28 protein-coding genes and 1 pseudogene are annotated in these 24,180 nt (G+C 60.3%); 19 read left to right on the plus strand and 10 right to left on the minus strand.

Translation table 11 applies throughout. The annotated features are described in order from the left end of the window. Positions 1–91 precede the first annotated feature (91 nt). Genes AC0L7I_RS04790 through AC0L7I_RS04805 form a run of 4 tightly spaced genes read left to right on the plus strand, consistent with a single transcriptional unit; the run spans position 92 to position 3,036 of the window. Positions 92–1,306 carry a flagellin N-terminal helical domain-containing protein gene (locus tag AC0L7I_RS04790; protein WP_473398405.1) on the plus strand — a complete coding sequence of 405 codons (1,215 nt, stop codon included), beginning with the start codon at positions 92–94 and terminating at the stop codon, positions 1,304–1,306. A gap of 18 nt (positions 1,307–1,324) precedes the next feature. Beyond that, positions 1,325–1,762, plus strand: coding sequence for a flagellar biosynthesis regulator FlaF (gene flaF, locus AC0L7I_RS04795; protein ID WP_473398406.1), 438 nt, complete (start codon positions 1,325–1,327; stop codon positions 1,760–1,762). After that, positions 1,762–2,196: a flagellar biosynthesis repressor FlbT gene (locus AC0L7I_RS04800; RefSeq protein ID WP_473398407.1), complete on the plus strand. Its 435-nt coding sequence runs from the start codon at positions 1,762–1,764 to the stop codon at positions 2,194–2,196. The genes flaF and AC0L7I_RS04800 overlap by 1 nt, the downstream gene beginning before the upstream one ends. Positions 2,197–2,199: 3 nt before the next feature. Then, positions 2,200–3,036, plus strand: coding sequence for a DUF1217 domain-containing protein (locus tag AC0L7I_RS04805; RefSeq protein ID WP_473398408.1), 837 nt, complete (start codon positions 2,200–2,202; stop codon positions 3,034–3,036). Here the strand turns inward: AC0L7I_RS04805 and AC0L7I_RS04810 are convergent. Then, entirely contained in the window at positions 3,022–4,386 is a 1,365-nt protein-coding gene (locus tag AC0L7I_RS04810; RefSeq protein ID WP_473398409.1) for a FliI/YscN family ATPase, read from the minus strand. The two genes, AC0L7I_RS04805 and AC0L7I_RS04810, sit on opposite strands and share 15 nt — an antisense overlap. A gap of 103 nt (positions 4,387–4,489) precedes the next feature. On the opposite strand from AC0L7I_RS04810, the gene AC0L7I_RS04815 reads away from it, so the two are divergent. From AC0L7I_RS04815 to AC0L7I_RS04850, 8 genes are all read left to right on the plus strand, one after another. After that, complete coding sequence (locus AC0L7I_RS04815) at positions 4,490–4,831, plus strand: flagellar biosynthesis protein FlgB (RefSeq protein ID WP_473398410.1); 342 nt, start codon at positions 4,490–4,492, stop codon at positions 4,829–4,831. Positions 4,832–4,843: 12 nt separating this feature from the next. Further along, positions 4,844–5,227 (plus strand): flagellar basal body rod C-terminal domain-containing protein, encoded by a 384-nt coding sequence (locus tag AC0L7I_RS04820; RefSeq protein ID WP_473398411.1) that lies wholly within the window; start codon positions 4,844–4,846, stop codon positions 5,225–5,227. Between the two features lie 17 nt (positions 5,228–5,244). Next, entirely contained in the window at positions 5,245–5,541 is a 297-nt protein-coding gene (fliE, locus tag AC0L7I_RS04825) for a flagellar hook-basal body complex protein FliE (RefSeq protein WP_473398412.1), read from the plus strand. Between the two features lie 15 nt (positions 5,542–5,556). Further along, positions 5,557–5,820 carry a flagellar biosynthetic protein FliQ gene (locus AC0L7I_RS04830; RefSeq protein ID WP_473398413.1) on the plus strand — a complete coding sequence of 88 codons (264 nt, stop codon included), beginning with the start codon at positions 5,557–5,559 and terminating at the stop codon, positions 5,818–5,820. A gap of 68 nt (positions 5,821–5,888) precedes the next feature. Beyond that, positions 5,889–7,907 (plus strand): flagellar biosynthesis protein FlhA, encoded by a 2,019-nt coding sequence (locus AC0L7I_RS04835; RefSeq protein ID WP_473399112.1) that lies wholly within the window; start codon positions 5,889–5,891, stop codon positions 7,905–7,907. Continuing rightward, complete coding sequence (locus tag AC0L7I_RS04840) at positions 7,907–8,662, plus strand: flagellar biosynthetic protein FliR (protein WP_473398414.1); 756 nt, start codon at positions 7,907–7,909, stop codon at positions 8,660–8,662. The genes AC0L7I_RS04835 and AC0L7I_RS04840 overlap by 1 nt, the downstream gene beginning before the upstream one ends. An 8-nt stretch (positions 8,663–8,670) precedes the next feature. Then, positions 8,671–9,744 (plus strand): EscU/YscU/HrcU family type III secretion system export apparatus switch protein, encoded by a 1,074-nt coding sequence (locus AC0L7I_RS04845; protein ID WP_473398415.1) that lies wholly within the window; start codon positions 8,671–8,673, stop codon positions 9,742–9,744. A gap of 7 nt (positions 9,745–9,751) precedes the next feature. Then, on the plus strand, positions 9,752–10,081 hold the full coding sequence (locus AC0L7I_RS04850; RefSeq protein WP_473398416.1) for a hypothetical protein: 330 nt from the start codon (positions 9,752–9,754) through the stop codon (positions 10,079–10,081). Between the two features lie 35 nt (positions 10,082–10,116). Here the strand turns inward: AC0L7I_RS04850 and AC0L7I_RS04855 are convergent, their stop codons facing one another. Both AC0L7I_RS04855 and cobB read right to left on the minus strand, forming a co-directional pair. After that, positions 10,117–11,220, minus strand: a complete 1,104-nt coding sequence (locus tag AC0L7I_RS04855; protein ID WP_473398417.1) for a sensor domain-containing diguanylate cyclase — start codon at positions 11,218–11,220, stop codon at positions 10,117–10,119. A 174-nt stretch (positions 11,221–11,394) separates the two neighbouring features. Then, positions 11,395–12,201: pseudogene (gene cobB, locus AC0L7I_RS04860) on the minus strand (Sir2 family NAD+-dependent deacetylase); the annotation flags it as partial. A 54-nt stretch (positions 12,202–12,255) separates the two neighbouring features. Between cobB and AC0L7I_RS04865 the strand changes: the two are divergent. Genes AC0L7I_RS04865 through AC0L7I_RS04880 form a run of 4 tightly spaced genes read left to right on the plus strand, consistent with a single transcriptional unit; the run spans position 12,256 to position 16,983 of the window. Continuing rightward, a complete protein-coding gene (locus tag AC0L7I_RS04865) occupies positions 12,256–14,511 on the plus strand; it encodes a S8 family peptidase (protein ID WP_473398418.1) in 2,256 nt (751 codons plus the stop codon). Between the two features lie 2 nt (positions 14,512–14,513). Beyond that, positions 14,514–15,146, plus strand: a complete 633-nt coding sequence (locus AC0L7I_RS04870) for a hypothetical protein (RefSeq protein WP_473398419.1) — start codon at positions 14,514–14,516, stop codon at positions 15,144–15,146. A 2-nt stretch (positions 15,147–15,148) separates the two neighbouring features. Beyond that, entirely contained in the window at positions 15,149–15,790 is a 642-nt protein-coding gene (locus AC0L7I_RS04875; protein ID WP_473398420.1) for a hypothetical protein, read from the plus strand. After that, complete coding sequence (locus tag AC0L7I_RS04880) at positions 15,790–16,983, plus strand: M23 family metallopeptidase (protein ID WP_473398421.1); 1,194 nt, start codon at positions 15,790–15,792, stop codon at positions 16,981–16,983. Before AC0L7I_RS04875 ends, AC0L7I_RS04880 begins: the two co-directional genes overlap by 1 nt. 2 nt (positions 16,984–16,985) lie before the next feature. Here AC0L7I_RS04880 and msrB read toward each other — a convergent pair whose 3' ends face one another. The 3 genes from msrB to AC0L7I_RS04895 all read right to left on the minus strand — a co-directional run bounded on the left by msrB (position 16,986) and on the right by AC0L7I_RS04895 (position 18,755). Then, positions 16,986–17,510: a peptide-methionine (R)-S-oxide reductase MsrB gene (gene msrB, locus AC0L7I_RS04885; RefSeq protein ID WP_473398422.1), complete on the minus strand. Its 525-nt coding sequence runs from the start codon at positions 17,508–17,510 to the stop codon at positions 16,986–16,988. Positions 17,511–17,574: 64 nt separating this feature from the next. Then, complete coding sequence (locus tag AC0L7I_RS04890; RefSeq protein WP_473398423.1) at positions 17,575–17,814, minus strand: DUF2164 domain-containing protein; 240 nt, start codon at positions 17,812–17,814, stop codon at positions 17,575–17,577. Then, positions 17,811–18,755, minus strand: a complete 945-nt coding sequence (locus AC0L7I_RS04895; protein ID WP_473398424.1) for a prephenate/arogenate dehydrogenase family protein — start codon at positions 18,753–18,755, stop codon at positions 17,811–17,813. The genes AC0L7I_RS04890 and AC0L7I_RS04895 overlap by 4 nt, the downstream gene beginning before the upstream one ends. Positions 18,756–18,934: 179 nt before the next feature. Between AC0L7I_RS04895 and AC0L7I_RS04900 the strand changes: the two genes are divergently transcribed. After that, positions 18,935–19,312 (plus strand): DUF983 domain-containing protein, encoded by a 378-nt coding sequence (locus AC0L7I_RS04900; protein ID WP_473398425.1) that lies wholly within the window; start codon positions 18,935–18,937, stop codon positions 19,310–19,312. Here AC0L7I_RS04900 and AC0L7I_RS04905 read toward each other — a convergent pair. The 3 genes from AC0L7I_RS04905 to AC0L7I_RS04915 all read right to left on the minus strand — a co-directional run bounded on the left by AC0L7I_RS04905 (position 19,309) and on the right by AC0L7I_RS04915 (position 22,060). Then, complete coding sequence (locus AC0L7I_RS04905) at positions 19,309–20,739, minus strand: putative bifunctional diguanylate cyclase/phosphodiesterase (RefSeq protein ID WP_473398426.1); 1,431 nt, start codon at positions 20,737–20,739, stop codon at positions 19,309–19,311. The genes AC0L7I_RS04900 and AC0L7I_RS04905 overlap by 4 nt on opposite strands. Positions 20,740–20,915: 176 nt before the next feature. Beyond that, positions 20,916–21,260, minus strand: a complete 345-nt coding sequence (locus tag AC0L7I_RS04910; RefSeq protein WP_473398427.1) for a P-II family nitrogen regulator — start codon at positions 21,258–21,260, stop codon at positions 20,916–20,918. Between the two features lie 56 nt (positions 21,261–21,316). Next, a complete protein-coding gene (locus AC0L7I_RS04915) occupies positions 21,317–22,060 on the minus strand; it encodes a class I SAM-dependent methyltransferase (protein WP_473398428.1) in 744 nt (247 codons plus the stop codon). A 63-nt stretch (positions 22,061–22,123) separates the two neighbouring features. Here AC0L7I_RS04915 and gloB point away from each other — a divergent pair, with 63 nt between their 5' ends. Both gloB and AC0L7I_RS04925 read left to right on the plus strand, forming a co-directional pair. Further along, positions 22,124–22,885, plus strand: a complete 762-nt coding sequence (gene gloB / locus AC0L7I_RS04920; RefSeq protein ID WP_473398429.1) for a hydroxyacylglutathione hydrolase — start codon at positions 22,124–22,126, stop codon at positions 22,883–22,885. Beyond that, entirely contained in the window at positions 22,885–23,331 is a 447-nt protein-coding gene (locus tag AC0L7I_RS04925) for a cupin domain-containing protein (RefSeq protein WP_473398430.1), read from the plus strand. The genes gloB and AC0L7I_RS04925 overlap by 1 nt, the downstream gene beginning before the upstream one ends. 76 nt (positions 23,332–23,407) lie before the next feature. On the opposite strand, the gene phbB is transcribed toward AC0L7I_RS04925, so the two are convergent. Continuing rightward, a complete protein-coding gene (gene phbB / locus AC0L7I_RS04930; protein WP_473398431.1) occupies positions 23,408–24,133 on the minus strand; it encodes an acetoacetyl-CoA reductase in 726 nt (241 codons plus the stop codon). Positions 24,134–24,180: the final 47 nt, after the last annotated feature.

The raw sequence follows: 24,180 nt of genomic DNA on the forward strand, positions 1-24,180 counted from the left end.
CGACGCGTGTTTGATCAATTCTGCGACCAGGTCGCGGAGAACATTTTAGAGGTAACAAACTGTGTCCAGTATTCTTACAAACAACAGCGCGATGCTCGCGCTCGACACCCTTCGCAACATCAACAAAAACCTTGCGACCGTCCAGAACGAGATCTCGACCGGTAAGAAAGTGTCGTCCGCCAAGGACAACGCTTCGATCTGGGCTATCTCCACGGTCATGTCGACAGACGTCGAAAGCTTCAAGGCCATTTCCGACTCGCTGAACCTCGGTTCTTCGACCGTTGGTGTGGCCCGGTCGGCTTCGGAAAAAGTCACCGAGAGCCTGCAGGAAATCAAGCAGCTGATCGTGTCGGCCCAGCAGAGCAACGTTGACCGTACCAAGATCCAGACGGACATCAGCGAGCTGACCAAAGGTATCGAAACCTACGTCGGCGCTGCCCAGTTCAACGGCTTGAACCTGCTTGACGGTAACTCGACGGCAGACGTCAACTTCCTGGCCTCGCTTGACCGTTCGTCCGGCGGCGTTGCTGCATCCTTCATCGCTGTTGAGCGTCAGGACCTGTCGCTGACGAACTCGGGCACGGCGGCAGTATACGGTGGCACGGGTGTTACCGATGTGTCGATCATCGACAACGGCGGCACGAATGCCGGCACCGGCGACTCAGTGGCTGATGGTGCTGCCCAGACTGTCACGATTGCATCCGTTGCCGATGGCCACAGCTATCGCCTCATTCTCGACGACTCGGCCGCGACCAACAGCCTTGGCCAGCGTACGTTTGAGTATGTTGCAGGCGCAGACGACAGCTTGAGCTCGGTTGCTGCCAACCTTGCTAACCAGATGTCGACCTTCCTCGCAGCGACGGGCGATTCGAACTACTCGGTGTCGCGTGTCGGTGAAGTCATCACCATCAACAACGATTCCGGTGGCGCTCTTGCGATCACGTCCGGATCGGCAACAGGTGGTACGGCTGGCGTCCAGACGGGTGGCCTTGGCAACCTGGCGTCCATCGATGTGACGACTGATGCTGGTGCAACCGCTGCCCTGACGGCCATCGAAGGCCTGCTGCAGACGTCGATTGACGCTGCTGCTGCTCTCGGTTCGTCGCAGAAGCGCCTTGAAAGCCAGGGCGAGTTCGTCTCGACACTGATTGATGCAATGACCTCGGGTATCGGTGGCCTCACCGACGCCGACATGGAAGCAGCATCTGCTAAACTCCAGGCTCTGCAGGTTCAGCAGCAGCTCGGCGTTCAGGCGCTCTCGATTGCTAACCAGGGACCGCAGGCACTGCTGTCACTGTTCCGTTAATACTAATCGGTGGCCCGGATGCATGATGCGCCCGGGCCATTTTTTCTTTGTCGCCAGGAGGGCGTTTTGCATAATTTGGCATATAAGGCTTACGGTCAGGTCCAACAGCGCACGGGCAGTGATAAAGGCATCGAGCATGCCCTCTTTGTTCAGATCACTGAAGCGCTTGAAGCCGTTGCCAATTCCGAGTCTCCGGAAGCCTCTGCCAAGGCCGATGCCATTTACCGAAACCAGCAATTGTGGACGCTGCTAGCGACTGACCTGATGAACCCGGCCAATGCGTTGCCGGACGAGCTCAAGGCCAACCTCCTCCAGCTTTCGAAATTCGTACAAAAATCCAGCATGCAGATTCTCTCGGGCGACGGCGAGATCGCCGACCTGATCGAGATCAACAAGCCCATCATTGCGGGACTGGCCGGCCCGGCCCAACCCGAGCTGCAAGGTGAGGCTGCCTGATGTCTGGACTCGTACTCAAAATCGCTCCCGGTGAACGTTTTATCGTCAATGGCGCCGTCCTGGAAAATGGCGACAAGCCCGCGCGTATCCGTATCACGGATAGTGATGTTAGGGTGCTGCGCTGCCGCGATGCCTTGCGGCCGGAAGACGTCAACACACCCTGCAAGCAGATTTATTACGCCGTTCAGTTGCTCATTACAGGCGACCTTGAAGAGCTGGGGACATTACCGGCGATTGACGACGAATGTGCCAAACTGCTGGATATTTTCAAACCGATCAACGCGGAACTCATTCCGGCGCTTCGCTCGATGGTCAGTCGGGGCAACTATTATTCCGCGCTCTGTCACCTCAAGCAGATCATGGTCATCGAGGACCAGCTTCTGGCCCGTGCCAACAAGTCTGGTGCACTCGCGGTAGATACGAAAGTCGCCTGACGGATGTTTCAGCCCGTCATCCCCCTGACCGGCAATGGAGGATGGAAATTCCTCGAGGCGACCTATGACCGCCAGCTGGAGAGCCATTCCAAGTCTCCGCAAATTCGTCTTGACCGGGACTATCTCGTAGACAAGTTTTCCGAACCAGTGTCCGTCGAGAGCTTTCTCGACGATCGGCGCCTGCTTCGCGTGGCGCTGACGGCGTTCGATCTTGGCGGTGAAGAGTGGAAGCGCGGTTTCATCGACAAGGTGCTGGAAGAATCAGTGGATCCGGAGAGCACATTTCTCGCGCGGCTCAACAACTCGAAATACACCGCGTTCGCCAAGGCCCTGAATCCCGTGGATGGGAAAATTTCCCTGACCCCTGCCGCACTGACGACAATGGCCGCGCAATTTGAAGCCAACTCTTTTGAAGCGGCTGTCGGCGAAGTCGATGACAATATGCGACTCAGCCTGAACTACAGGTCCAGTATCGGTAGCATTGCCGGAACCGGCTCAAGCGAAAATACAATTCTGTTCCGGATTCTCGGCGACGTGCCGACGCGAACCCTGCTGGAAGGCGCGACCAACCTGCCGACAGATATCCGCAAGCTGACGCTTGAGCGTCAGGCTGAGATCCTGAAGGAGCGCCTCCAGAGCACTTTGGGAATCAAGCACATGTCCGAGCTGACATCTGCCGAGAATATCGACAAGGTCATCCAGCGCTTTCATGTCATGGAATCCATTTCGCAGAATGCAGCCAGTTATTCGCCAGCATCTTCTGCACTGACGCTTTTGGGCTACAGCAATGGCGGTCTCGGCAGCTTGGGTAGTCAGAACCTGTTCCTAAGCCTGCTCTGATTCCTCCTCTATCGGCGTGGCAGGCAGGGCTTGCGCAGCCAGGCTCCTTTCAGTTCGGAGTATTTCGCGAAGCCGCTCAAATGCAGCTTCGATGCCCTGATCATTCGGCGTCGCGGCAAAATTATCGAGAAGGGAATAGAGCGCAATTGCCCTGTCGGCTTCGGCATCCTTGCCGAATTCGTAGAGGTTTGCCCGCAGCATCGGCGCAATCTCCTCGTATAGCGCAAACATCCGGCGGCATTCGCGAATGAGCACGTTTTCGTCCTCGGTTGCTGCGTGTGGCAAGCTGCGCGAAACGCTGCGCAGTATATCGATGGCCGGATAACGGCCGCGTTCTGCAATTTCACGCTCCAGGATGATGTGGCCGTCGAGAATGCCGCGGATCATGTCGGCGACGGGCTCTTCCATATCAGACCCGGCGACAAGCACAGAATAGATCGCTGTGATGTCGCCCTTGCCGTCTGTGCCCGGCCCGGTCCGTTCTGCGAGTTCGGCAATGACGCGGACAGTTGACGGCGGAAAAGCATTGAGGGCCGGGGTTTCGCCCGCAAGAAGGGCGGTTTCGCGATGTGCCTCCGCGAACCGGGTGATGGAATCGAACAGGAACAATACGTTCAGGCCCTGGTCGCGGAAATGCTCTGCAGCGGCCATCGCGCAATAGGCCGCTCGCTTCTTCGCGCCGGGAGGCTCGCTGGCAGTCGCTGCTACGACGACTGTCTTCGACATGATCGACTCAGGAAGAATGTTGCGAACAAATTCGTTCACTTCCCGGCTGCGCTCGCCGATCAGTGCGATGACCACCCTGTCGGCGTCCATGCCGGCGGCCAGTGATCCGAGAAATGTGGATTTCCCCACGCCCGAACCCGCAAACAGTCCCAGTCGCTGTCCGCGACAAATGGGCAGCACCGTATCGGTGACCATCCACCCGGAAGCGAGACGCGGTCCAATTCCCCGCCGGGCGTGCGCAGGCAACGGTGCTGCCAACAGTCTGCGCGACGCTGTCGACCCCGATGCCGGAGGGCTGTCGCCGCTCGTCAAGTCGCCGCGATAGTTAATGATCTGCCCCAGCCAATGGTCCCCAGGCTCAATCCTGGCTTCCTGCTCGATCTGCACGGCGTCACCGATACGGATGGCGTCGCAGGGCGAAAACAGGAGCGCCGTCACGCTGTCACCTGATACGGTCAGGATTTCACCAAGAACCTTTAAACCCTGTTTTTCAATGATAATTTCGTTTCCAACGCCCGCAAGTTCGCTGATTCCGGCGATCTTGATCACGCCCGGCGCCACATCCGTGACGGTGCCCCAGAGCCGAAACAGCTTCAATGATGATGTGGATGCGACCATCTGCATGGAAACAGTCCTTCACATGTAATTAACCCTTTCTTTAACATATATTATCAAACCTTGTGATGCGGTTAACTAAAGTGAATCGATCATGCTATCCGAACTTCCAATGTTTCAGGTTCTCGGCGCCATGGCGCGCCATGCGGCAGAAAGCCAGAAAGTCAGTGCGACCAACATCGCGCATGCTGACCAGCCCGGCTACAAGGCTACCAAGCTCGAATCGTTCGAAAGTTTCATGGCTCGCGCAGCCTCAGGAAATTCGCCAGACGGGATGTCGATGGCGTTCCGGACAATCGAAACGGACACGGTCGGATCGCCGAATGGCAACACGGTCAGCCTTGAGCAGGAAATGCTCAATTCAGCCGATGCGATGAACCAGCACCAGCTCGCACTGACTGTCTATACGAAATCGCTCAACCTGTTGCGCACGGCAATGGGCAAGAGAAGCTAAGGGAAGAAGACGATGAATCCTCTCAAGGCCATTATGCAGCAGGCCGTTTCTGGGATGCAGCTTGAGACGCAGCGAATCACCGTTGCGGCCGAGAACATCTCCAATGTCGATACGCCCGGCTACCAGAAAAAAATGCTCCTCATCGAGCCACAGGGCACATCGGCCGACCAATTCGCGGCGATGAAGCAGATACTCGACGAGACCCCCGGTCAGCGTGACTATAATCCGTCCCACCCCATGGCTGACCAGGACGGCTATGTGACGATGTCGAACGTGTCCCTGATCATGGAGATGGCCGACCTGCGGGGCGCCAATCGCACCTATGAGGCTAATCTCAACGCGTTCCAGCAGGCGCGTTCGATGTACACATCCCTGCTTGATATCCTGCGTCGCTAGAGAGGCAATGTGAAATCATGTCTACAGTAAGTTTCAATGCCTACACGGCCCTGAATACCACGCGACCGGCGGATACCGCCAAGGATGTGGGAAAGGCCGGTGCTGGCAAGAATCTCGTTGCCGAAGGGGTGCAGGATTTCCGCGCAGCCATGCAACAGGCTGAAAATGCCGCGATGCAAACGGCCGTTTCGGGGGCAGATCCCCATGCCATGGTGACTGCGCTGGCAAATGCCGAAATGATGCTGGATGCCGCTGTCACCATCCGGGACAAGGTCGTCGAAGCCTATCAGGAACTGCTGAGAATGCCTGTTTGAGGCCGGGAGAGCGTTATGTCCGAAGCAGAAATCTTCGAGGTATTGCGCGCTCATATCTGGGCCGCGGCGATGATGGCAATGCCGATTCTGGCGGTCACGCTGGTCGTCGGTTTTGCCATTGGCCTGCTGCAGGCACTAACGTCCATCCAGGAAGTCACCCTGACCTTCATCCCGAAGATCCTGGCGGTAATCATCGTGTTTTTTCTTTCGCTCGGATACATGACCAGGATCTGTGTCGACCTGTTCAATAATTCGGTACTGCCGCTCATTTCCCAATAGGTCGCCCCGTGGAGACATCAAAAAACTTTGGTCTGGCCCGGCCAACTTCGCTGCTGGCCATAGGCTTGATGCTGGTCATCCTCGTGATGATCCTGCCGATCCCCGCATGGGTGATGGATGTCGGGCTGACCATGTCGTTCGCCTTCGCAATCCTGATCTTTGCGACCTCGGTGTTCATTGAGCGGCCGCTGGATTTCTCGTCCTTCCCCAGTGTGCTCCTCGCCTCCCTGATCCTGCGCCTGGCGCTGAACGTCTCCTCGACAAAGCTGATCATCGGTGAAGGCCATACAGGAACCCAGGCAGCGGGCGGGGTCATCGAGGGCTTCGCCATGTTCATCATGGGCGGCAATCTTTTCGTTGGCCTGGTCGTGTTCAGTGTTCTCGTCATCGTCAACTTCATGGTTATCACCAAGGGTGCCGGGCGCATGGCCGAAGTTGGTGCGCGGTTTGCGCTCGACGCCATGCCTGGCAAACAGTTGGCAATCGACTCCGACCTTGCCGTAGGCGCCATCACGCACGAAGAGGCGAAGAAGCGGCGCCAGAAGGAACAGGAAGAAGCCGCATTCCTCGGCTCCCTCGATGGTGCATCGAAATTCGTCAAGGGCGATGCCATTGCCGGCCTGCTGATCACGGCCCTGAACCTTGTTGCCGGAATCGGCATTGGCCTGACCGTCCATCATCTGAGCTTCTCCGAAGCCCTGAGCAATTACTCCATTCTTACGGTCGGCGACGGTCTTGTGTCGCAGGTTCCCGCAGTCATCGTGTCTGTGGCATCCGCCCTGCTCCTGTCGAAGGGACGTGAGGAAGGCGCAATCGACCTCGCACTCGTGGCACAGCTTGGCAGTAACGTGGCAGCGCTGATGATCGTCGCCGGAATCCTGTTCGTGTTCGCGCTGTTTCCCGGCCTGCCTTTCGTGCCATTCATGCTGGCGTCGGCGGGCTTTGCGACGGCGTCGGTCCTTGTCCGGCGGAAGGGCCGCGAAGCGGAGGCAGCGGCCGAGCAGCACCCTGAGCCGGAAGTGGACGAGCCTGTAAAGTTTGGTGATTCGATCCATTCCGACGAGATCCACCTGGAAGTGGCGCCCGATCTGGTGAACCTCGTTCTTCTCGGCGAGAACGGGTTCGAAAGCCGGATTCACAAGATCCGCCGGTATATTGCAGAAGAATATGGCTTCGTCCTGCCGGCGATCCGGATGACGGACAATCCGACCCTGAAGCGGAACGAATACCGGATCCGCATCCAGGGCGTTCGGCTTGATTCCGGCTTGCTACGTCCGGGCTCCATCCTTGCGCTCATGGAAGACGACCAGTCGCCGCAATTGCAGGGTGAAAAGGTCAAGGAGCCAGTCTACAAGGCCGCTGCCCGCTGGCTGCCCAACAGCAAGAAGCAGGAACTGGCCGCAGCCGGCATTCCCGTCGTCGAGCCGATCGAGGTTCTCGCAACTCACATGCTCGAAGTTATCCAGTCCAACTTCTCGCTGGTCTTTACCCGAATGGTCATGCTCGATACGCTCGATGCCTTGACGACGGTCAGCGACAGCGACCGGGCTGCTGCCAACCGCCGCTTCCTGGACGAGTATATCCCGGCGAAAGTTACGCCCGAAATGCTGCTGTCAGTCGTGCGCTTGTTGCTCGAGGAACGCGTTTCGATCCGCAACCTGTTCCTGATCATCGAGGCGATTGCCGAAGTCAAAGGCACGTCGCCGGGCCTGCCGCGAATTGTCGAGCTTGTGAGGCAGCGTCTCGCATTCCAGATCGTGGACCGCCTCCAGGATGAGCAGGGTCGCCTGCCGCTGGTCCAGCTGTCGACAGACTGGGAGCAGAAGTTCACCCAATATGAGGTCAACAATGAGAATGGCAGCAGCGACATCGCACTGCCGCCCGAAATGTTTGGCGAGCTGACCAATGAAGTGCAATCGAAACTGAACGACGCTGCGAAAAAAGGCGTGATCGCGTCTGTGGCGACCTCATCGCGGCGCAGGCGCTTCCTGCAAACCGTGCTCGCGAGCAAAGGCATCCGCAATTCGGTTCTGGCCTACGAAGAGATCACCGCAAAAACCAAGCCGTACATTATCGGCGTTGTCTGATGGCAGACCTTGCATCACTGGCGGGCCCGCTGACGCCCCTGCTGGCGATGTTTTTTTTGGTCGTGGCGCGGCTCTCCTTCGTCATCTTTTTCATGCCGGGAATCGGCGAGCAGGTCGTGCCGGTGCAAATGCGCCTGATGGTGCTGCTGGCCATCGCCATGGCGCTTGCGAGTACAGGTGTTGTCGCCGTCCCGTCCCTGTCGCCCTTGTCCGGCTATGGCGCGTTATTGCTGAGCGAGATTACAATAGGGTTCTGCCTCGGGGCCATCTTGCGTGTATCCGTTTGGATGCTCAGCATCGCAGGCACGATTATTTCGCAGTCGATCGGCCTCTCACAGCTTCTCGGGGTTGCCCTCGAGCGCGACGCCCAAAGCCTCACGGCAAGCATGCTTTCAATGGCCGGCACCGCGATCTTGCTGACGGCGGATTTCCATCTGAACGCCATCGCGTCTCTGATGCGTTTGTATAACGACATTCCAGTCGGCGCACTGTCAGCGCTCGATTGGGACCTGCTCATCCAGCGAAGTTTCTCGGCCGTGGGCTTTGCCGTCCTGCTGGCTTGGCCATTCGTTGCCGTCAATTTGCTGTACAATATCTGCCTTGGTTTCATCAATAAGGCCTTGCCGCAATTGATGGTCGCTTTTGTCGGTGCGCCGCTCATGATCGGAGGGGGCACGATCTTGTTTGCCTTGTCTGCCATCGGGCTGCTGGTTGTATGGAAAGACCGCGTCGTCCAGATCGTGGGATGGATGTAGGGTAGCGCATGGCCGATCAGGAACCCGATAGCGGCGAAAAGGAATTTGACGCCACCGATGCGAAGCGCCAGCAGGCGCGCGACGAGGGTAACGTTCCTCAGTCAAAGGAGGCGAACGCGTTTGCCCTGATCGCGGGCATTCTGGGCGCAGGAATCGTGTTGCAGGGCGTTGTCGGCAATTCGGTTTTCGATGACTTCTCGGGATTCCTCTACCACGTGGATGGTTACGCAGATGATGTGTTCACGGACGGGGGCGGTCAGACAAGGAGCTGGCTCAGCAGTTTGCTGGTGCGCTTCTCTGTTCTGTTTCTGATTATGGCCGCCGTCGTTTTGGTGGCGCTTGTCGTTCAGCGGTCGATCTCGTTTTCGTTCAAGAAAATCCAGATGGACATGAAAAAGCTTTCGCCCATCGAAAACCTCAAGAAGCGCTACGGAACGAGGGGCCTCACGGACTTCCTCAAGGACACGGTCAAGCTGGGATTCGCGGGTATCATTGCGGTTGTGTTCCTGTTCCAGCTGGCGACAGACTATTATGCCAGCAGCGCCATTGAGCTTGGGCATTTTGCGTCATTCACATTCAATCAGGCGCTCAAGCTGATCATGTGGTTCCTCCTGTTCCAGCTCGTGCTGGCTGCTCTCGACCTGCCGCTGCAGCGCCGCCTTCATGAGAACAAGCTGAAAATGTCCCGTGAAGAGATGAAAAAGGAAATGAAGCAGAGCGAAGGTGACCCGCAGCTGAAACAGCAGCGGCGCCAGGCCGGTGCCAAGATAACGCAGGGCCAGCAACTTCAGAATGTCAAGGATGCGACCGTCGTGATGGTCAACCCGCAGCATTATGCCGTGGCACTCAAATGGAATCCAGATGACAACCGGGCGCCGGTTTGCGTGGCAAAGGGCGTGGATCACCTTGCCGCGAAAATTCGGGAAATCGCGATTGCCAACAACGTGCCGATACATCGCGATCCGCCATCGACGCGCTCAATCTACAAACTCGTGGACATAGACGAGGAGATTCACCCCGAACATTTCGCAGCCGTGGCCGCCGCCATCAACTTTGTGGAAAGCGTGCGCAAGCATATGTGAGAACACCATGGCCAGACGCAAACCAGACCTGCAAAAGATCGTTTCGCTCAAACGTCAGAAGGCGGAACAGGATTTCCATCTGGCGCAACAGGAACGTGATCGGGTCGGCGCTGAAGCGGCGCGTCTCGAACAGGCGCTTCGGGAGCTGGATACTCCGCATGGCGAGCCCGGAACATTTCTGCTCTCACTGCAGCATGGTCACGCCAATAAACTGATCCACGATATCGAATCGCTGCGCGCGACGGTGATGGAAAAGGAGTCAGAGCTTCGCAGCGCCCATGATGTCCTGAAGCGAGCGTTCGATTCAGAGGACCGTCTGAAGCGCATGAAGAAATAGCGCGGCGCATCAGGGGGACTTTACCTGAAGCCGGCTTATGAGGCGCGCCTCAGGACCCATTCGGAATCTGAACCAGATGCCTTGACGGGAACGGGTGGCGGGATGGTTACAGCCCGGTCTCGACCGTTCCGCTTGGCGGCGTAGAGCGCCTTGTCAGCCCGCTCAAGGGCCGGGAGAATATCCAGGTCGGTCATTTCCGGCATGCTTATTCCGATGCTGACCGAAACCTTGAACTCGCATGCCTCGCCTGAAAAAGACAGATGGCTGATCGATTTGCGCAGGCGCTGGGCCAGGATCGCGGCCTGGTCCAGGCCCGTTTCGGGCAGGATGATCGCGAATTCTTCGCCGCCAAGGCGGCCGACAAGGTCCACGTCGCGCGTCCCTTCGGATATGGCGGCCACCAGTTGTGTCAGAACGTTGTCGCCCACCTTGTGTCCGTGCGTGTCATTTACGGCCTTGAAGTGGTCGATATCGATCATCAGGACGGAGACCCCCAGTCCGTGCCGTTTGGACCGCAGGACTTCCTGTTCGGCAAAGCGGAAAAAAGCCCTGCGATTGAGCGCCTTGGTCAGGGGGTCTGTCATCGCAAGGTCAAACAGGAAACACTTTTCCTCCTCCAGGCCGATCAGGTCGCGAACCGCGTATCGGCCTGCGCTTCGAACACATATGTCCCGGCTGACCAGCTGCGCGAAGCTGTCGAGAATCCTTACTTGCTCGGCACTCAGGTTTCGCGCCGTGTGATCGATCAGGCAAAGGGTTCCGAATCTCTTGCCATCGGGATCAGCCAGCGGGGCGCCAGCAAAGAAGACAATGTTGGCTGTATCGTTCAGCGCCGAATCTCGGCGGAAAAAGGCGTCTTCTCCGATATCCGGTACAACAAACGTAGAACTCGACAGGTTCGCCTGTGCGCAGAAAGCGAGAATCTGATTCAGGGAACCGGCTGCAACGCCCTGACTGGAACGATACCAGTGCCTGTAGCGTTCATTGAGCGCTATGACCACGATCGGAACATCGAAGACCAGACCGACGGTGCGCGAAATCTGGTTGGCGTCATAGGGCTCAGATCCGTTGAGAATCTGGTACCTGTGCAGAATTTCAGTTCTCAGGTTGTCGACCTGCGGTGGCAAATAGCTAAGCAATGTTCCCGTGTCCCCCCAGACATGTGAACTTGATAGTAGGAATAAAATGTTTCGCTGGGGTTATCTTATATAAGTTGTGCGAAAAAATTCGCTTGAGCGATACGCTGGCTTGATGGAGCCCGGACCGGTAAGGCAGGATAGGCAATTCGCCGCGCTCTGCTCAGGGCCTGGTGATCAGGTCAGGGCCACAAGCTCGCTGGCCCATTCCGGCACCACGTCACTTGCCTTGCCATAGCGCGCCTCGCTGAAAAAGTTCGCCCCGTCTGATGGCTCCAGATTGAGTTCCAGCGTCCGGGCGCCGGCACGCCGGGCCATCTGAACGAAGCCTGCAGCCGGGTAGACATTGCCACTGGTGCCGATCGACACGAACAGGTCGGCTTGCGAGATATCCGCTTCGATTTCTTCCATGTGAAGTGGCATTTCTCCGAACCACACAACGTGGGGTCGCATCAGACCGACGGCCTCACAGGTCGGGCAGGGTGTCGCCACGCTGATATCGCCCGGCCACGTCTCGACGGCCCCACAGGCCCCGCACCGGATCTTCAGCAGTTCGCCATGCATGTGCAGGACGTTCTGGCTGCCGGCCTGTTCGTGCAGATGATCGACATTCTGCGTAACCAGCGTGAAGTGCCTTCCGGAGGCCTGCATGGCCGCCTCCAATTGCGCAAGGGCCAGATGGGCCGCATTCGGCTCGGACGTTTTCAGCTGCGCCCGCCGTGCATTGTAAAATCCATGCACGAAGGCCGGATTGCGGGCAAATCCCTCCGGCGTGGCAAGATCCTCAAGCGGGTATTTGGTCCAGATGCCGTCCACATCGCGGAACGTGCCGAGGCCGCTTTCGGCGGATATTCCCGCACCGGTAAGCACAACGACACGGCGCTGCGCGTTAGCATTGGACATGTGGGAGGCCTCGTCATAATCTAAACACACGGTTAATTTAGGGGACCGGGGGCTACGTTGGCAATTGTAAGGGGACATTCTGACATGCTGCCGAACCTCACCAGGAAAACCACGAGACTCGCCTTGGGTGCTGCTATGGCCAGCTTGCTCGTGCTTGCGGCCTGCGACCAGCAGGGAACACGGCTTGAGCGCGCCCGTGAACTGGCAGATGCCACACTCGACCAGATTAGCGGCCGCGCGGTTGTCGAACCCGGCGCCGACCAGACATTACTTGCCGCCTCCGTCATGGACCGCGCCGTTGCCGGCACGTTGGTCAATGAAATTGCGTTCCAGGCGGAAAGCGAAAAGGCCATGTTCGCCATCGGCTCGATCATCGCCAAGCCGAAGGATATCCAGCCTGTCGCCTTCGACGAAGAAGACGCGCTGATGATGGAAGACGACGAACTGTTCGAGGAAGTCGAACCTGAAATGGCGATGGTTGAAGAAGCGCCCGCTGCAGCAGCTGGCGAAGCCGAAGCGCCGGTCGCCGCGCCTGCGCCAGCCGAAGCCCGGGGCCTGGTCCGGCCCGCGCGCCTCATGCCGACAGTCAAGCTGGACCCGAATGCGCCCCAGGAATCGCAGGAACAAATCGCCAAGGCGACCAAGGAGCTGGAACGCACGGCAGCCCAACAGCCTGCGCCGAAGCCGCGCACGCGCAGCCTCGCCCCTCGCTCGATGGAAGCAGTCCCGGAGACACGTCGCGTTGCCGCCAAGAAACTGGCCCGCCGGTCGCTGATTACGGGTGACGCGATCCGTAAGCAGCAGGATGCCAATTCCGTCATGCTGGATACGCTGTCAAAATACGGCATGGACGGCCAGGTCGCCCTTTCGCGCGAAGGCCAGATGGTGATCCAGATCGGTTCGGATGGTGCTGACCCGACGCGCTTTAGCCCGGAAGACGCCGCTGCCAAGCTGCAGGCAAGCTTTCTCGCGGTCGATGCCGGCGAAGGCTGCCCTGATACGGCCGATCTCGTGACCATCCAGTCGAATGCGGCGATGGCAACCGAATGTATCGTGAAAGACCTGCGCGCCTCCGGTCAGTTCGAATATGTCGAGAAGGATTTCATTTTCGAGAACCAGTTCGTGCGGCGTCCGCGCCCTACTGATCCCGGAACGACTCCCTCTGCGGGCACGGTTCCCGGCGACACGCCGGTAACGCCTGTCACGCTGACCGACATAACGCCCAATGACCCGCTGTGGAGCCTGCAATGGAATTTGCAGAACAATGGCACGGGTGATGGCGAATCGGCCGGTGGCGCGGGTTTCCAGGATTTCTGGACGCATCAGGCCAATGAAGGCTCGGACCAGGTCGTCGTGGCCGTGGTCGATACCGGCCTGCAGATGCAGCATCCGGACATCAAGGATTCGCCGAACGTGGCGGCCGGCTGGGACATGGTGTCCGATCCGCGCATGGGCAATGACGGCGATGGACGCGACAATGATGCGAACGATCCGGGTGATATGTGTGATCCCACACAGCCCTTCGCCGCCGATACGTTCCATGGCACCCACGTCGCCGGCACGATCGGTGCGGCTGCCTCCAACAACGGGACCGGTGTGGCTGGCGGTGCCTGGAACGTGAAGATTGTACCTGTGCGGGCGCTTGGCAAATGCGGTGGTCGCCTGTCGGACATCAACGATGCCATTCGCTGGGCCGGCGGCCTGATCCCAGGCGAAGATGCGCTTGGCAACGAGGTCTGGAACGACAATCCGGCGGACATCATCAACCTGTCCATCGGCCTGTTCGAGTTCTGCCCCGCCTCACTTCAGGATGCCATCGACTCGGTCACGGATCGCGGCGTGATCGTCGTGTCTGCAGCCGGCAATGCCCGCGTCTCGACGCAGTTCTATGCCCCCGGCGGCTGCCAGAATGTTATCACGGTGGCGGCAGGCGATGCCCGTGGCCAGATCGCGCCTTATTCGAACTTCGGTGACAACGTCACGGTTATCGCGCCGGGCGGCGACCTGACCCGCGACGATAATGGCGATGGCCGTCCGGACGGAGTCCTGTCGACCAAGGCAGCGACCAATTGCTACGATCCGGTCACGGGTGAAGGTGTCGACACCTGCTTCTATGCATACGAGCAGGGCACCAGCATGGCAGCTCCGCATGTCTCGGCCGCGCTTGCGCTACTCAAGGCGCGCCAGCCTGACGCGACACCGGCAGAGCTCAAGGCCACGCTGATCGCGGCGCTTGATACGCGAGAACCGCTCCAGTGTGCGGGTTCCTGTACCCTTTACCCCGGCACGACGCCGATCCCCGGCAGTTCCGGCATGTGCGCGCGACCGTGCGGCGGCTTGCTGAATCTCGCAAACGTACCGCCGCTGAGCACAGGGGGAGGGACTCAATAGGCATGGCAGGCATTCGCACCCCGTTTCATTTTGGTGGCCCGCTCGGTCTGGCAGGTCTCACTTTGCTTGCGGGGGCGACCGGCCTGTTTGTCCTGGCCGGGTCACCTGACAACGGCGATCAGCCGAGCGTCACCTTGTCCGGCGTGTCGGATGCGGTGTCGGCCTCACTGCCCGACGCCCGTGTCGACCGGGACGCCAATCCCCTGATCGGGACGGTTCCCGATGCGCCTGCGCCGCTTTCCCCTGAAGACAGTCCTCCACCTGACGGTCCTGCCGTTCAGCCTGCACAGGTGCCGCAAAGCGTCATCACTGCGCAGGCAACCGGCGTCGAGGTCACCTTCATCGTGCGTATCAAGGGGGCGCCGGAAATCGATTCGGTGGCACGCCTCTACAAGCGCGACCCGGCTGCTGCCGAGCAGGCTTTCGCTGACTATGTCCGGCGAACACCGGCGCTGGGGGATTTTGTTCTCGTCGGTGCCAGCTATTCCGGCGAAATCAGGCTTGCCTATCAAATGCCCCCGGGCGTGGAGCCAACTCGTGCGGCAGTCCGTGCGGTGCAGGAGAAAATCATGGCCGTCGACGGCGTCGCCTATGCTGATCCCGACTATATCGCCCATCCCGGAAAGGAAGACTGATAATGAACACGTCTGGCATGCTCGCCCTTGCGGCCGTATTGGCTTTTGCCCTGACCGGATGCGACCGTCTGAAGGGGCCAGACCCGGCCTCTGACACAACGGTCGCGTCGGCCCCGGACACCCCGGCCGACACCCCGCCTGCAGATCCCGGCATGCCGGTGCGACCGGAAGCTGTTGCCAGCACGGCCACGATTGATTGGGAAGCCGCCCGGCGCGACATGGCCTCTGTATCCAGCGAAGACCGCGGAGCCGGAACCTTCCAGGTCCAGTCCGGCGCAGAAGGTGCCCCTGTGCCTGTCCTGCTGCCTACCGGCATCGTCGTGCCGCAATCGGCCGAGGGCGGCGTCAAGTTCCAGCCGATGAGCGACGGCTATTTCGCCACCTATCCCGGTGTCGACTATGACATTGTCGTCAACGGTTCGAACGAAGTCGTCGGCGCTCGTGAAGCTGGCGATACGTCCGCCGATACGGAACCGGCCTTCGTCGCCACGGCGTCCGGCGCACAGGTCGCGTTCTCGCGCTATGGTGCAGACTATCTCATCGAGTTTGAATGCAAGAATGCCACGGGGGCTTCGCCCACCTGTATCGGAGAGGACGTGGCGCTCGAAATCGCTCGTAAACTGGTCATCGCGGGGACACGTTGATGCTGAAAAAGGCTTCGTTCATCCTGGCGGCCGTCGCGCTGACCGGTCTTGCCGGGTGCGACTTCATCCGCTTCCCGGGGGACGGCGGTCCGCCACCGAGCACCCCCGAACCCGGCCCGGCAATTCCCCCCGGCGCGCCCGGTCCGCCGCCGCCGGCTTCGCCTGTCGACAACCCCTACGGCGACACGGGAGATACCACGCCCGACACGCCGACCGATCCCGGCACGCCTACGACCGACCCTGTCTCGGCGGACGACCCGGCGACGCCGCCGGATACCGGTGCGGACGTCCCCGCCGATACGCCCCCGGTCAGCGACCCGGCAGATAACCTGCCGGATGCGACCGACACGCCTGGTTCCTCCGACACACCGACCGACCCCACACCACCTGCAGACGGCACCGCCGATACACCTGCAACACCCCCTGCCGACCCGGTCACACCCCCCGTTCCTGAACCGGCGCCCGATCCGGTGTTCAGCTTTTTTGCTCCCGGCGCGCTGATCCCCGGTACCGGTCAGGGCTCCGGCGACCAGATCGTCCATGTCCCCGACATGGTTTTCCCGATCGCGACGGCGCCGACCTATCTGCAATCGCAGGTCTTCACCTTTGGCGGCGGCGTAGGCGGCGGCGACCAGTGCGATCCGCGCAACTATGCCTACCCATGGCGTGACAATTTCTGCGAAACTCGCAGCGCCAATCGCGGATCGCCCTACTGCCCGGCGCAAAAGATCCATCAGGGCCAGGATATCCGTGTCGGCACTCCGGCCCAGTGCAACACCATGCGGTCCACAGCAAAGGCCGATCGCACACTGCACGAAGTGGTCGCCGTCGAGGATGGCGTCATCTCGAATGTCGGGTCCTATTCGATCAGCCTGCGTGCTGGTGGCCGCATCTACAAATACCTCCACCTGAACATGGCAAAGCTCAAGGTGAAGACCGGCGATGCCGTCACGGCGGGCCAGTCACTCGGATTTGTGTCGAACGATTTCGGCGGCTCGGCGACGACCTTCCACCTGCACTTCGAGATTGTCGAGAACACGGCAGATCACGGCTGGGCGCACGTTTCGCCCTACCTGTCTCTGGTCCAGGCTTATGAGCGGCGTGAAAACGGCCCCGGCGAACAGGTCGAGCAGAACGTCGCCGTTGCGTCAGCACCGATCGTCATTCCCGAAGGTATGGAAATCATCGAATAGGGTCAGGCCGGCCTGAAGGTCAGCGCCACGCCATTATTGCACCAGCGCTGCCCTGTCGGGGCCGGGCCATCGTCGAACACATGTCCCTGGTGCCCAAGGCAACGGGCGCAGTGGTATTCGGTGCGGGTATAGATCAGCTTGCGGTCCAGGCTCGTCATGATCGCGCCCGGCATGACATCGTAAAAGCTCGGCCAGCCAGTGCCGCTGTCGAATTTCTTGTCGGAAGCAAACAGCGGCAAGTCGCACCCAGCGCAATGATAGGTGCCCGCGCGTTTTTCTGTGTTCAGGGGGGAGGTGAATGCGCGTTCGGTATCTGCCTTGCGCAGCACCGAAAATGCCGCCGGTGACAGGCGCGCGCGCCAGTCGTCTTCGCTCAGCGCGCGCCATTCAGTGCCCGCGTAGGCGTCATCAGCGCTCTCGGCTTCGGATGGTTGCGGCTTGTCCGCGCCGGCGGAGGAACAAGCGGCGACCGCAACGGCAGCAGACCCGGACAGCAAAAGGGCGCGGCGGGAGAGGGCGTGATTCATTTGTCTCATATGAGTTGCCTAGCAACCGGCCCGGACACGTAAAACACACAAGGCCGTGAGCCGGTCAGGCGCCGTCTTCGACCCAAACCTCGCCATCAAGGTCGTCCAGCTTGCCCTGCAAATGTGCCCGGACATCCTGCACCGCCTGATTGTACACGGCCGGACCCATCGCGCTCAGCATCAAGTCGACAATCTCCCCGGCGCGGAATTCACTCAGCGTTTCGTCGAATTCGGTCTGGAATTTCTGCTGGACCAGACGGCACAAAGCATCGCGGCGCTCAGGGGTCAGCGAGATGGTTTTCATTTCTCCGGCTCATGGGTTGCCACCGGGTTGCGTCCGAAGTTCACGGCGCCGGAATCCTGACCGGCATCAATGATCGCCTTGCGGATCGTCCGGGCGCGGGTGAATTCGCGCATCAGCATGTCTCCGTCCCCCCAGCGGATGGCCCGTTGCAGCGCAGCGAGGTCTTCGGAGAACCGGCCGAGGCACTCGAGTACCGCGTCCTTGTTGGTCAGGAACACGTCGCGCCACATGACCGGATCCGAGGCTGCAATGCGCGTGAAGTCACGAAAGCCGCCGGCCGAATACTTGACCACTTCGCCCTGTTCAACCGTCTCCATGTCGAATGCAGTAGCGACAATGTTGAACGCGATAAGGTGGGGCAGGTGGCTGGTGATGGCCAGGACACGGTCATGCCGGGCCACGTCCATCGTCTCGACCTTGGCGCCCAGCGCCTGCCAAAAACGGGTTAGCGCATCGACTGCAGACAGATAGTCAGGCGAGGCATCGTCGCTTGGGGTCAGGATGTGCCAGGCGCCGCGGAACAGGGATGCGAACCCGGCTTCCGGGCCGGATTGTTCGGTGCCCGCAATCGGGTGGCCCGGTATGATATGGACGCGTCCGTCACCCGCAGCCGTCAGGGCCGCGGCCGCTTCGCCCTTCACCGAACCGACATCGGTCAGGATGGCGCCTGTCTTCATGTGCGGAACAGCGGCCGCTGCGACATCGCTGAGGGCACCGACAGGCACGCACAGGAATACGCAATCGGCATTTGCGATGCTGGCCGCCAGCGTATCCGCAACTGTGCCCAAGCCCAGCCCATTCGCCCGGTCACGCACATCATTGCTGGCATCATAGAGAACGACAGATCCTGCTGCACCATATTCGGCGGCGGCGCGGGCAATCGAAGCACCGATCAGGCCGGCACCGACAATCGCAATCGAGGGGAATACAGGGTCGGACATTCAACGCACTCTTGTTCAGGCAATCTGCGCTGCTCTGGTGTGCAAAGCGAAGGCCAAGGTCAAGGGTCGTTTGAAGTTAATCCGAACGGTTCGGCGCCGTGGGTGGTTGGCAGCGACTGTTTGGCGCGGCTGTTTCGCGTCGGTGAGGCATTACATATGCCCTTACGACGGAGACTGACATGGCAAAAACCACGCCCATCCTGGCCGGCCTGCGCCTGCGCTGCGGCAATTGCGGAAAAGGCAAGCTGTTCTCGGGCTATTTGAAGCTCAATTCCGCTTGTCCGGTTTGCGGCCGCGACATGACAGCCGCCGACACGGCGGACGGGCCTGCCTTCTTTGTCGGTTTCGGCGTGCTCGTTCTGCTCGCCCCGTTCCTGTTCCTGCTGCCGATGAGCCCGCTTCCTGGCCTGGCAAAGGTCTTCGCCTTTGCTGCGCTGTGCATCGTGCTTGTCGGCCTGTGCCTGGTCCTCCTGCCGGTCGCCAAGGCGGTGCTGCTTAATTTGCAGCTTCACCACGGCGCCGAACAGGTCACCGCCTCAGACATCAAGGATCGCTAGTTCGCCGCGCTCCAGCCGCCATTGCGGTGCAGGTTGCCCAGCAATTCCTCCGGGCGCGTGACACCGTGCAGCTTGTCGGCCGCGTCGGGACGGCCCAGTGCATAACCCTGCAGGAAGTCACAGGCCAGCAATTGCAGGATGGCGGCCTGGTCTTCTGTTTCGACGCCCTCGGCGACAACCTTCATATTAAGGCTGTGGCCAAGCGCGATGATCGATTTCAGCAATTGCCGTCCGGTCGGACCAATATCGAGCTGCTGGATGAAAGCCCTGTCGATCTTCAGTCCGTCGAACTCGAATTGCTGCAGGTAGCTCAGCGAAGAGTAACCTGTGCCGAAATCGTCGAGCAGGACCTGCACGCCCATTTCACGCAGACGCTTCATCGTGCGTTGGGCTTCGCCCGTATGGGAAATCAGCACCCCTTCCGTGATCTCGATATGCAGCAATGACGGGTCGATGCCATGGCGCTCAAGGGCGGCTTCGACGCTGCTGGCGAACCCATCGACGCGGAACTGGATCGGCGAGACATTGACGGCGATCGGGATGGTCTTCTGGCGGGTGATTTCCTGCATGGCCTGGTCAAGCGCCCAGGCGCCGAGTTTCGAAATCAGGCCACTTTCCTCAGCAATCGGAATGAACACACCCGGCGATCCCGCCTGGCCTTGCTTGCCCGGCCAGCGCATCAGCGCTTCTGCGCTCATGACCTTGCCGGTTCGGGCGCACACGAGGGGCTGGTAGACAAGCTGGAGCTGGTTATTCATCAGTGCCAGGTCGAGTTCCGAATTGATCGTGCGGCGCAGTTGCAGCACTTCATCCATCGCTGGCGAGTAGACACGAATACTATCCTGTTTTTCGCTCTTGGCGGCGAACATCGCAACATCCGCGCGGCGAAGGATTTCCGTGGCTGGCGTGTCATCCTTGCTGGCTGGCGCGATACCGATGCTGGCCTTCACGTTGATGACGTCGTCGCGGATGCGGAACGGTGCGTCCATTGCCTTGTCGATGGATTGGGCTGTTTGGGTCGCGCGGATCTCGGCATCGTCCCGCATGATCAGTGCGGCGAATTCGCCGTTGCCCACGCGCGCGAGAACGTCGGTTTGATGCAGGCAGCTCGACATCCGCATGGCCACCGCTCGCAGCAATTCGTCGCCGGTTTCATGCCCCAACGTGTCATTGACGACCTTGAACCCGTCAAGCTCGATGACCATGAGTGCGGAGTCCGAATCTTCAGATTTTAGCGCATCGTTCAACCGGTCATGAAGGGTTGCGCGGTTGGGCAGGTCGGTGATGGGATCTGTCGAGGACAACTTGCTGAACTGCTTGCGGACAATGCGCAGCTGTTCGGCATGCTGGGAGCCTTGCCACAGGATCAGCGCTGCTAGCAGGGCCAGCGCGACGTTTGCAATAAGGATAGCCGACAGCCCGCTCATGAGCGCGCCCGGTGCATGGAAGGGTGAAATGAATGGGGCATGGTAGAGAACCCGGTCCTCAAGTTAGGCCGCCAGTGTTACTGTCCTCAAGTGGACGAACGCTTTCGGCGCGCGACCAAATATGGCCGCGCGCGTTAACGCGCGATTTGTCATGATTTCCGGCGCCTTGGCGCCGGTCAGCCAGTCAGGGCCTGCTCGTCGCGCTCGCCTGTCCGAATCCGGACCACCGAGTCGACCGTGTGGACGAATATCTTGCCGTCACCAATCGTGCCCGTGTTCGCTGCGGAGATGATTGCATCCGAGAAACGATCCACATCCACGTCCGCGCAGGCGACCTCGACCCGCACCTTCGGCAGGAGACGGACTTCATATTCGGCGCCGCGATAGACTTCCGTCTTGCCCTGCTGGCGGCCATAGCCGCGCACCTCCGAGACGGTCAGCCCGGTTGCGCCCGCTTCGGACAGCGCGTCGATCACCGCGTCGAGGCGGCTGGGCTTGAAGATTGCTGTCACGAGTTTCATGGTCGACCGGCCTTCTGATTTGTGCACCTGCGAACGTACCCGTCGCATCGCTCGCGTCAATGCCTTTCGCGCCCGGAGCCTGTTGCAGGCTTGGTTATGCGCGCGCGCTCCACAACCGGCGCCACGGCGCCGCCTCCCGGAGAGGCATACAATCGCTTGACGGCTTCCACCAGAACGACCCCGCCCAGACCAGGCGTGATCAGGCGACCGATGGCGTCCCAGCCTTCGGCGGCAGCCGTTACCAGGCCTGTTGAAACCGGCGGCATGTACAACGCGCTCGAACTGGCCGTGACCTGGAACAGCCCAACCGAGAGCAGGTTCATCAGCTGGGCCCGGCTCCAGGGCCGTCCCTGGCCGAATGGTGTCCGCGTTGCCCGCGACCAGAGCCCTGCGCGGTTCGAGGCGGCCAGGACAATGCGCCCCTCCGGCGACATGACGCGCCAGACTTCGCGCAGGTAGGCGCGCGGATCGCCAGTTTCTTCCAGTCCGTGAAGCACGATTACCCGGTCGAACATGCCGTCCGGAAAGGGCAGGCGCAGGTCGCCCACGGATACGGCGGCATTGCCCCGTCCTGTCGGGTCCCAGTTCACCGGTCCATGATCGAATGGGACAGCTGCCACGCTGCGGCTCGGATGGTCACCGAACGTATCGAGCACCGGCAGGGCGTAGCCAAGCCCCAGCAGGGAGAGATTGTTCGCATCGCCCCACAGGTCGATGAGTTTGGCCGACAGGATGCGCGACGCCGCGCTCCCTAACGGGGACGCATAGAATCGTTGTAGCGTGACGGCATCCTGACGCATCGACTTCCCTGTGTTAGATCAAGGTCTTGTAACGACCCGTAACGGCAATGGAGACCCTAGAACATGTTCCAGATACATCAGTTTCCCTGCCTGAACGATAATTACGGGTTCCTCGCGCATGATTCCACCACGGGCGAAACGGCCGCCATCGATACGCCCGACGCGCAGAAATACCTCGCCGAGGCCGCCGCGAAGGGCTGGACGATCACGCAGGTCTGGAACACGCACTGGCATCCTGACCATGCTGGCGGCAACTTCGCCATCAAGGAAGCAACAGGGTGCACCATTACCGGGCCTGCTGGCGAAGCGGAGAAAATTCCCGGCATCGACCGTGCGGTGAAGACCGGCGACGTGGTCAAGCTCGGAAATATCGAAGCTAAGGTCATCGATGTGCCCGGCCATACGCTGGGCCATATCGCCTATCATCTGCCAACAGAATCCACCGCCTTTGTCGGCGATGCCGTATTTGCGCTCGGTTGCGGACGCGTATTCGAAGGCAATCCGGAAATGATGTGGCAAAGCCTGGAGCGGCTGAAGGGCCTGCCGCCCGAGACCGCGCTTTACTGCGCCCATGAATACACGGCCTCGAACGCGAAATTTGCCGTCACGGTCGATCCCGGAAACGCGGCGCTCGCCGCTTATGTGAATGAGATCACCGACAAGCGCGCCCGTAATGAGTGGACCGTCCCCACCCGGCTCTCGCGCGAACTGGCCACCAATCCCTTCCTGCGCGCCGACGACGCTGCCCTTCAGGCCGCCATGGGCCATCCCGGCGACGCGGTGGCGACCTTCGCCGAAATCCGTGGCCGCAAGGACCGGTTCTGATGGACGCCATTTCGGGAGACCTTGGCGCCAACGAGATTATCCGGATGCTCGGCCTGAAGCCGCACCCGGAAGGCGGCCACTATGCCGAAACCTTTCGCGCTCCCGCCATGCACGGCTACCGGCCTGCCTCCACCGCCATCTACTTCCTGCTGCAGGCGGACGAAGTGTCGGCCTGGCACCGGGTCGATGCAGACGAAGCCTGGTTCTGGCATGCCGGCGGCCCGCTTACCCTGACACTGTCGCCGCCAGACGGGAATGGTGCGAGTGCCTTCCAGCTGGGGCCAGACCTGCGCGCCGACCAGCGCCCGCAAGTGCTCGTTCCCGCGCACCATTGGCAAACCGCCGAAACGCTTGGCGCTTGGACGCTGGTCAGTTGCACTGTCGCGCCGGGATTCGAATTCAAGGGGTTCGAACTCGCCCCGCCCGGCTGGCGCCCGCGGCCCTGACGGTGCTTTCAGGCAAAGAAAAACCGGACAGCGCGGGGCCGGTCCGGTTCTTCCTGTTGCGCGTGATGCGTTCGGTCTAGCCCGCGATATATTGCGCGCCGTTCACCGTCATCGTGGCGCCGGTGATGAAGGCGGCTTCGTCGCTGGCAAGATAGGCGCACATCGAAGCAATCTCTTCGGCCTTGCCGAGACGGCCGACCGGGATGGTCGCGATAATGCCCTCAAGCACTTTCTCCGGCACGGCCTGCAGCATTTCCGTATCGATATAGCCCGGGCAGACCACGTTCACTGTGACGCCCTTCTTGGCGCCTTCCTGGGCGAGCGCCTTGGTGAAGCCGATCAGGCCCGCCTTGGCGGCTGAATAGTTTGCCTGGCCGAACTGGCCCTTCTGCCCGTTGATCGAGGAGATATTGATCACCCGGCCGAAGCCGCGCTCGCGCATGCCGTCCCAGACCTGGCGGGTCACGTTGAAGGCCGAAGTCAGGTCGACATCGATCACCTGCTGCCACTGGTCGAGCGACATCTTGTGGAACGGCGCATCGCGCGTGATGCCGGCATTGTTGATCACAATGTCGACCGGGCCGAGATCGGCTTCGACGGCGGCCAGGCCCTTGCCGACAGCGTCATAGTCGGCGACGTCGAACTTGTAGGTCTTGATGCCGGTTTCCGCTTCGAACTTTTTGGCCGCTTCATCATTGCCGCCATAATTGGCCGCAACCTTGAAGCCTTTTGCTTTCATTGCCACGCTGATGGCATGCCCGATGCCCCGCGTGCCCCCTGTGACCAGTACTGTTTTCGTCATGCCTGTTTTCCTCCGGCGTTAAGTTGCGTCCACTCGTAGCCTTCATG

It is taken from the genome of Hyphomonas sp. J20-32 (assembly GCF_055808555.1).

Bases quoted from the DNA above. Each gene is read 5' to 3' on its own strand.
- AC0L7I_RS04790 (WP_473398405.1), top strand. From the start codon at position 92: ATGCTCGCGCTCGACACCCTTCGCAACATCAACAAAAACCTTGCGACC.
- flaF (WP_473398406.1), top strand. From the start codon at position 1,325: ATGCATGATGCGCCCGGGCCATTTTTTCTTTGTCGCCAGGAGGGCGTT.
- AC0L7I_RS04800 (WP_473398407.1), top strand. From the start codon at position 1,762: ATGTCTGGACTCGTACTCAAAATCGCTCCCGGTGAACGTTTTATCGTC.
- AC0L7I_RS04805 (WP_473398408.1), top strand. From the start codon at position 2,200: ATGTTTCAGCCCGTCATCCCCCTGACCGGCAATGGAGGATGGAAATTC.
- AC0L7I_RS04810 (WP_473398409.1), bottom strand. From the start codon at position 4,386: ATGCAGATGGTCGCATCCACATCATCATTGAAGCTGTTTCGGCTCTGG.
- AC0L7I_RS04815 (WP_473398410.1), top strand. From the start codon at position 4,490: ATGTTTCAGGTTCTCGGCGCCATGGCGCGCCATGCGGCAGAAAGCCAG.
- AC0L7I_RS04820 (WP_473398411.1), top strand. From the start codon at position 4,844: ATGAATCCTCTCAAGGCCATTATGCAGCAGGCCGTTTCTGGGATGCAG.
- fliE (WP_473398412.1), top strand. From the start codon at position 5,245: ATGTCTACAGTAAGTTTCAATGCCTACACGGCCCTGAATACCACGCGA.
- AC0L7I_RS04830 (WP_473398413.1), top strand. From the start codon at position 5,557: ATGTCCGAAGCAGAAATCTTCGAGGTATTGCGCGCTCATATCTGGGCC.
- AC0L7I_RS04835 (WP_473399112.1), top strand. From the start codon at position 5,889: ATGCTGGTCATCCTCGTGATGATCCTGCCGATCCCCGCATGGGTGATG.
- AC0L7I_RS04840 (WP_473398414.1), top strand. From the start codon at position 7,907: ATGGCAGACCTTGCATCACTGGCGGGCCCGCTGACGCCCCTGCTGGCG.
- AC0L7I_RS04845 (WP_473398415.1), top strand. From the start codon at position 8,671: ATGGCCGATCAGGAACCCGATAGCGGCGAAAAGGAATTTGACGCCACC.
- AC0L7I_RS04850 (WP_473398416.1), top strand. From the start codon at position 9,752: ATGGCCAGACGCAAACCAGACCTGCAAAAGATCGTTTCGCTCAAACGT.
- AC0L7I_RS04865 (WP_473398418.1), top strand. From the start codon at position 12,256: ATGGCCAGCTTGCTCGTGCTTGCGGCCTGCGACCAGCAGGGAACACGG.
- AC0L7I_RS04870 (WP_473398419.1), top strand. From the start codon at position 14,514: ATGGCAGGCATTCGCACCCCGTTTCATTTTGGTGGCCCGCTCGGTCTG.
- AC0L7I_RS04875 (WP_473398420.1), top strand. From the start codon at position 15,149: ATGAACACGTCTGGCATGCTCGCCCTTGCGGCCGTATTGGCTTTTGCC.
- AC0L7I_RS04880 (WP_473398421.1), top strand. From the start codon at position 15,790: ATGCTGAAAAAGGCTTCGTTCATCCTGGCGGCCGTCGCGCTGACCGGT.
- msrB (WP_473398422.1), bottom strand. From the start codon at position 17,510: ATGAATCACGCCCTCTCCCGCCGCGCCCTTTTGCTGTCCGGGTCTGCT.
- AC0L7I_RS04890 (WP_473398423.1), bottom strand. From the start codon at position 17,814: ATGAAAACCATCTCGCTGACCCCTGAGCGCCGCGATGCTTTGTGCCGT.
- AC0L7I_RS04895 (WP_473398424.1), bottom strand. From the start codon at position 18,755: ATGTCCGACCCTGTATTCCCCTCGATTGCGATTGTCGGTGCCGGCCTG.
- AC0L7I_RS04900 (WP_473398425.1), top strand. From the start codon at position 18,935: ATGGCAAAAACCACGCCCATCCTGGCCGGCCTGCGCCTGCGCTGCGGC.
- AC0L7I_RS04905 (WP_473398426.1), bottom strand. From the start codon at position 20,739: ATGAGCGGGCTGTCGGCTATCCTTATTGCAAACGTCGCGCTGGCCCTG.
- AC0L7I_RS04910 (WP_473398427.1), bottom strand. From the start codon at position 21,260: ATGAAACTCGTGACAGCAATCTTCAAGCCCAGCCGCCTCGACGCGGTG.
- AC0L7I_RS04915 (WP_473398428.1), bottom strand. From the start codon at position 22,060: ATGCGTCAGGATGCCGTCACGCTACAACGATTCTATGCGTCCCCGTTA.
- gloB (WP_473398429.1), top strand. From the start codon at position 22,124: ATGTTCCAGATACATCAGTTTCCCTGCCTGAACGATAATTACGGGTTC.
- AC0L7I_RS04925 (WP_473398430.1), top strand. From the start codon at position 22,885: ATGGACGCCATTTCGGGAGACCTTGGCGCCAACGAGATTATCCGGATG.
- phbB (WP_473398431.1), bottom strand. From the start codon at position 24,133: ATGACGAAAACAGTACTGGTCACAGGGGGCACGCGGGGCATCGGGCAT.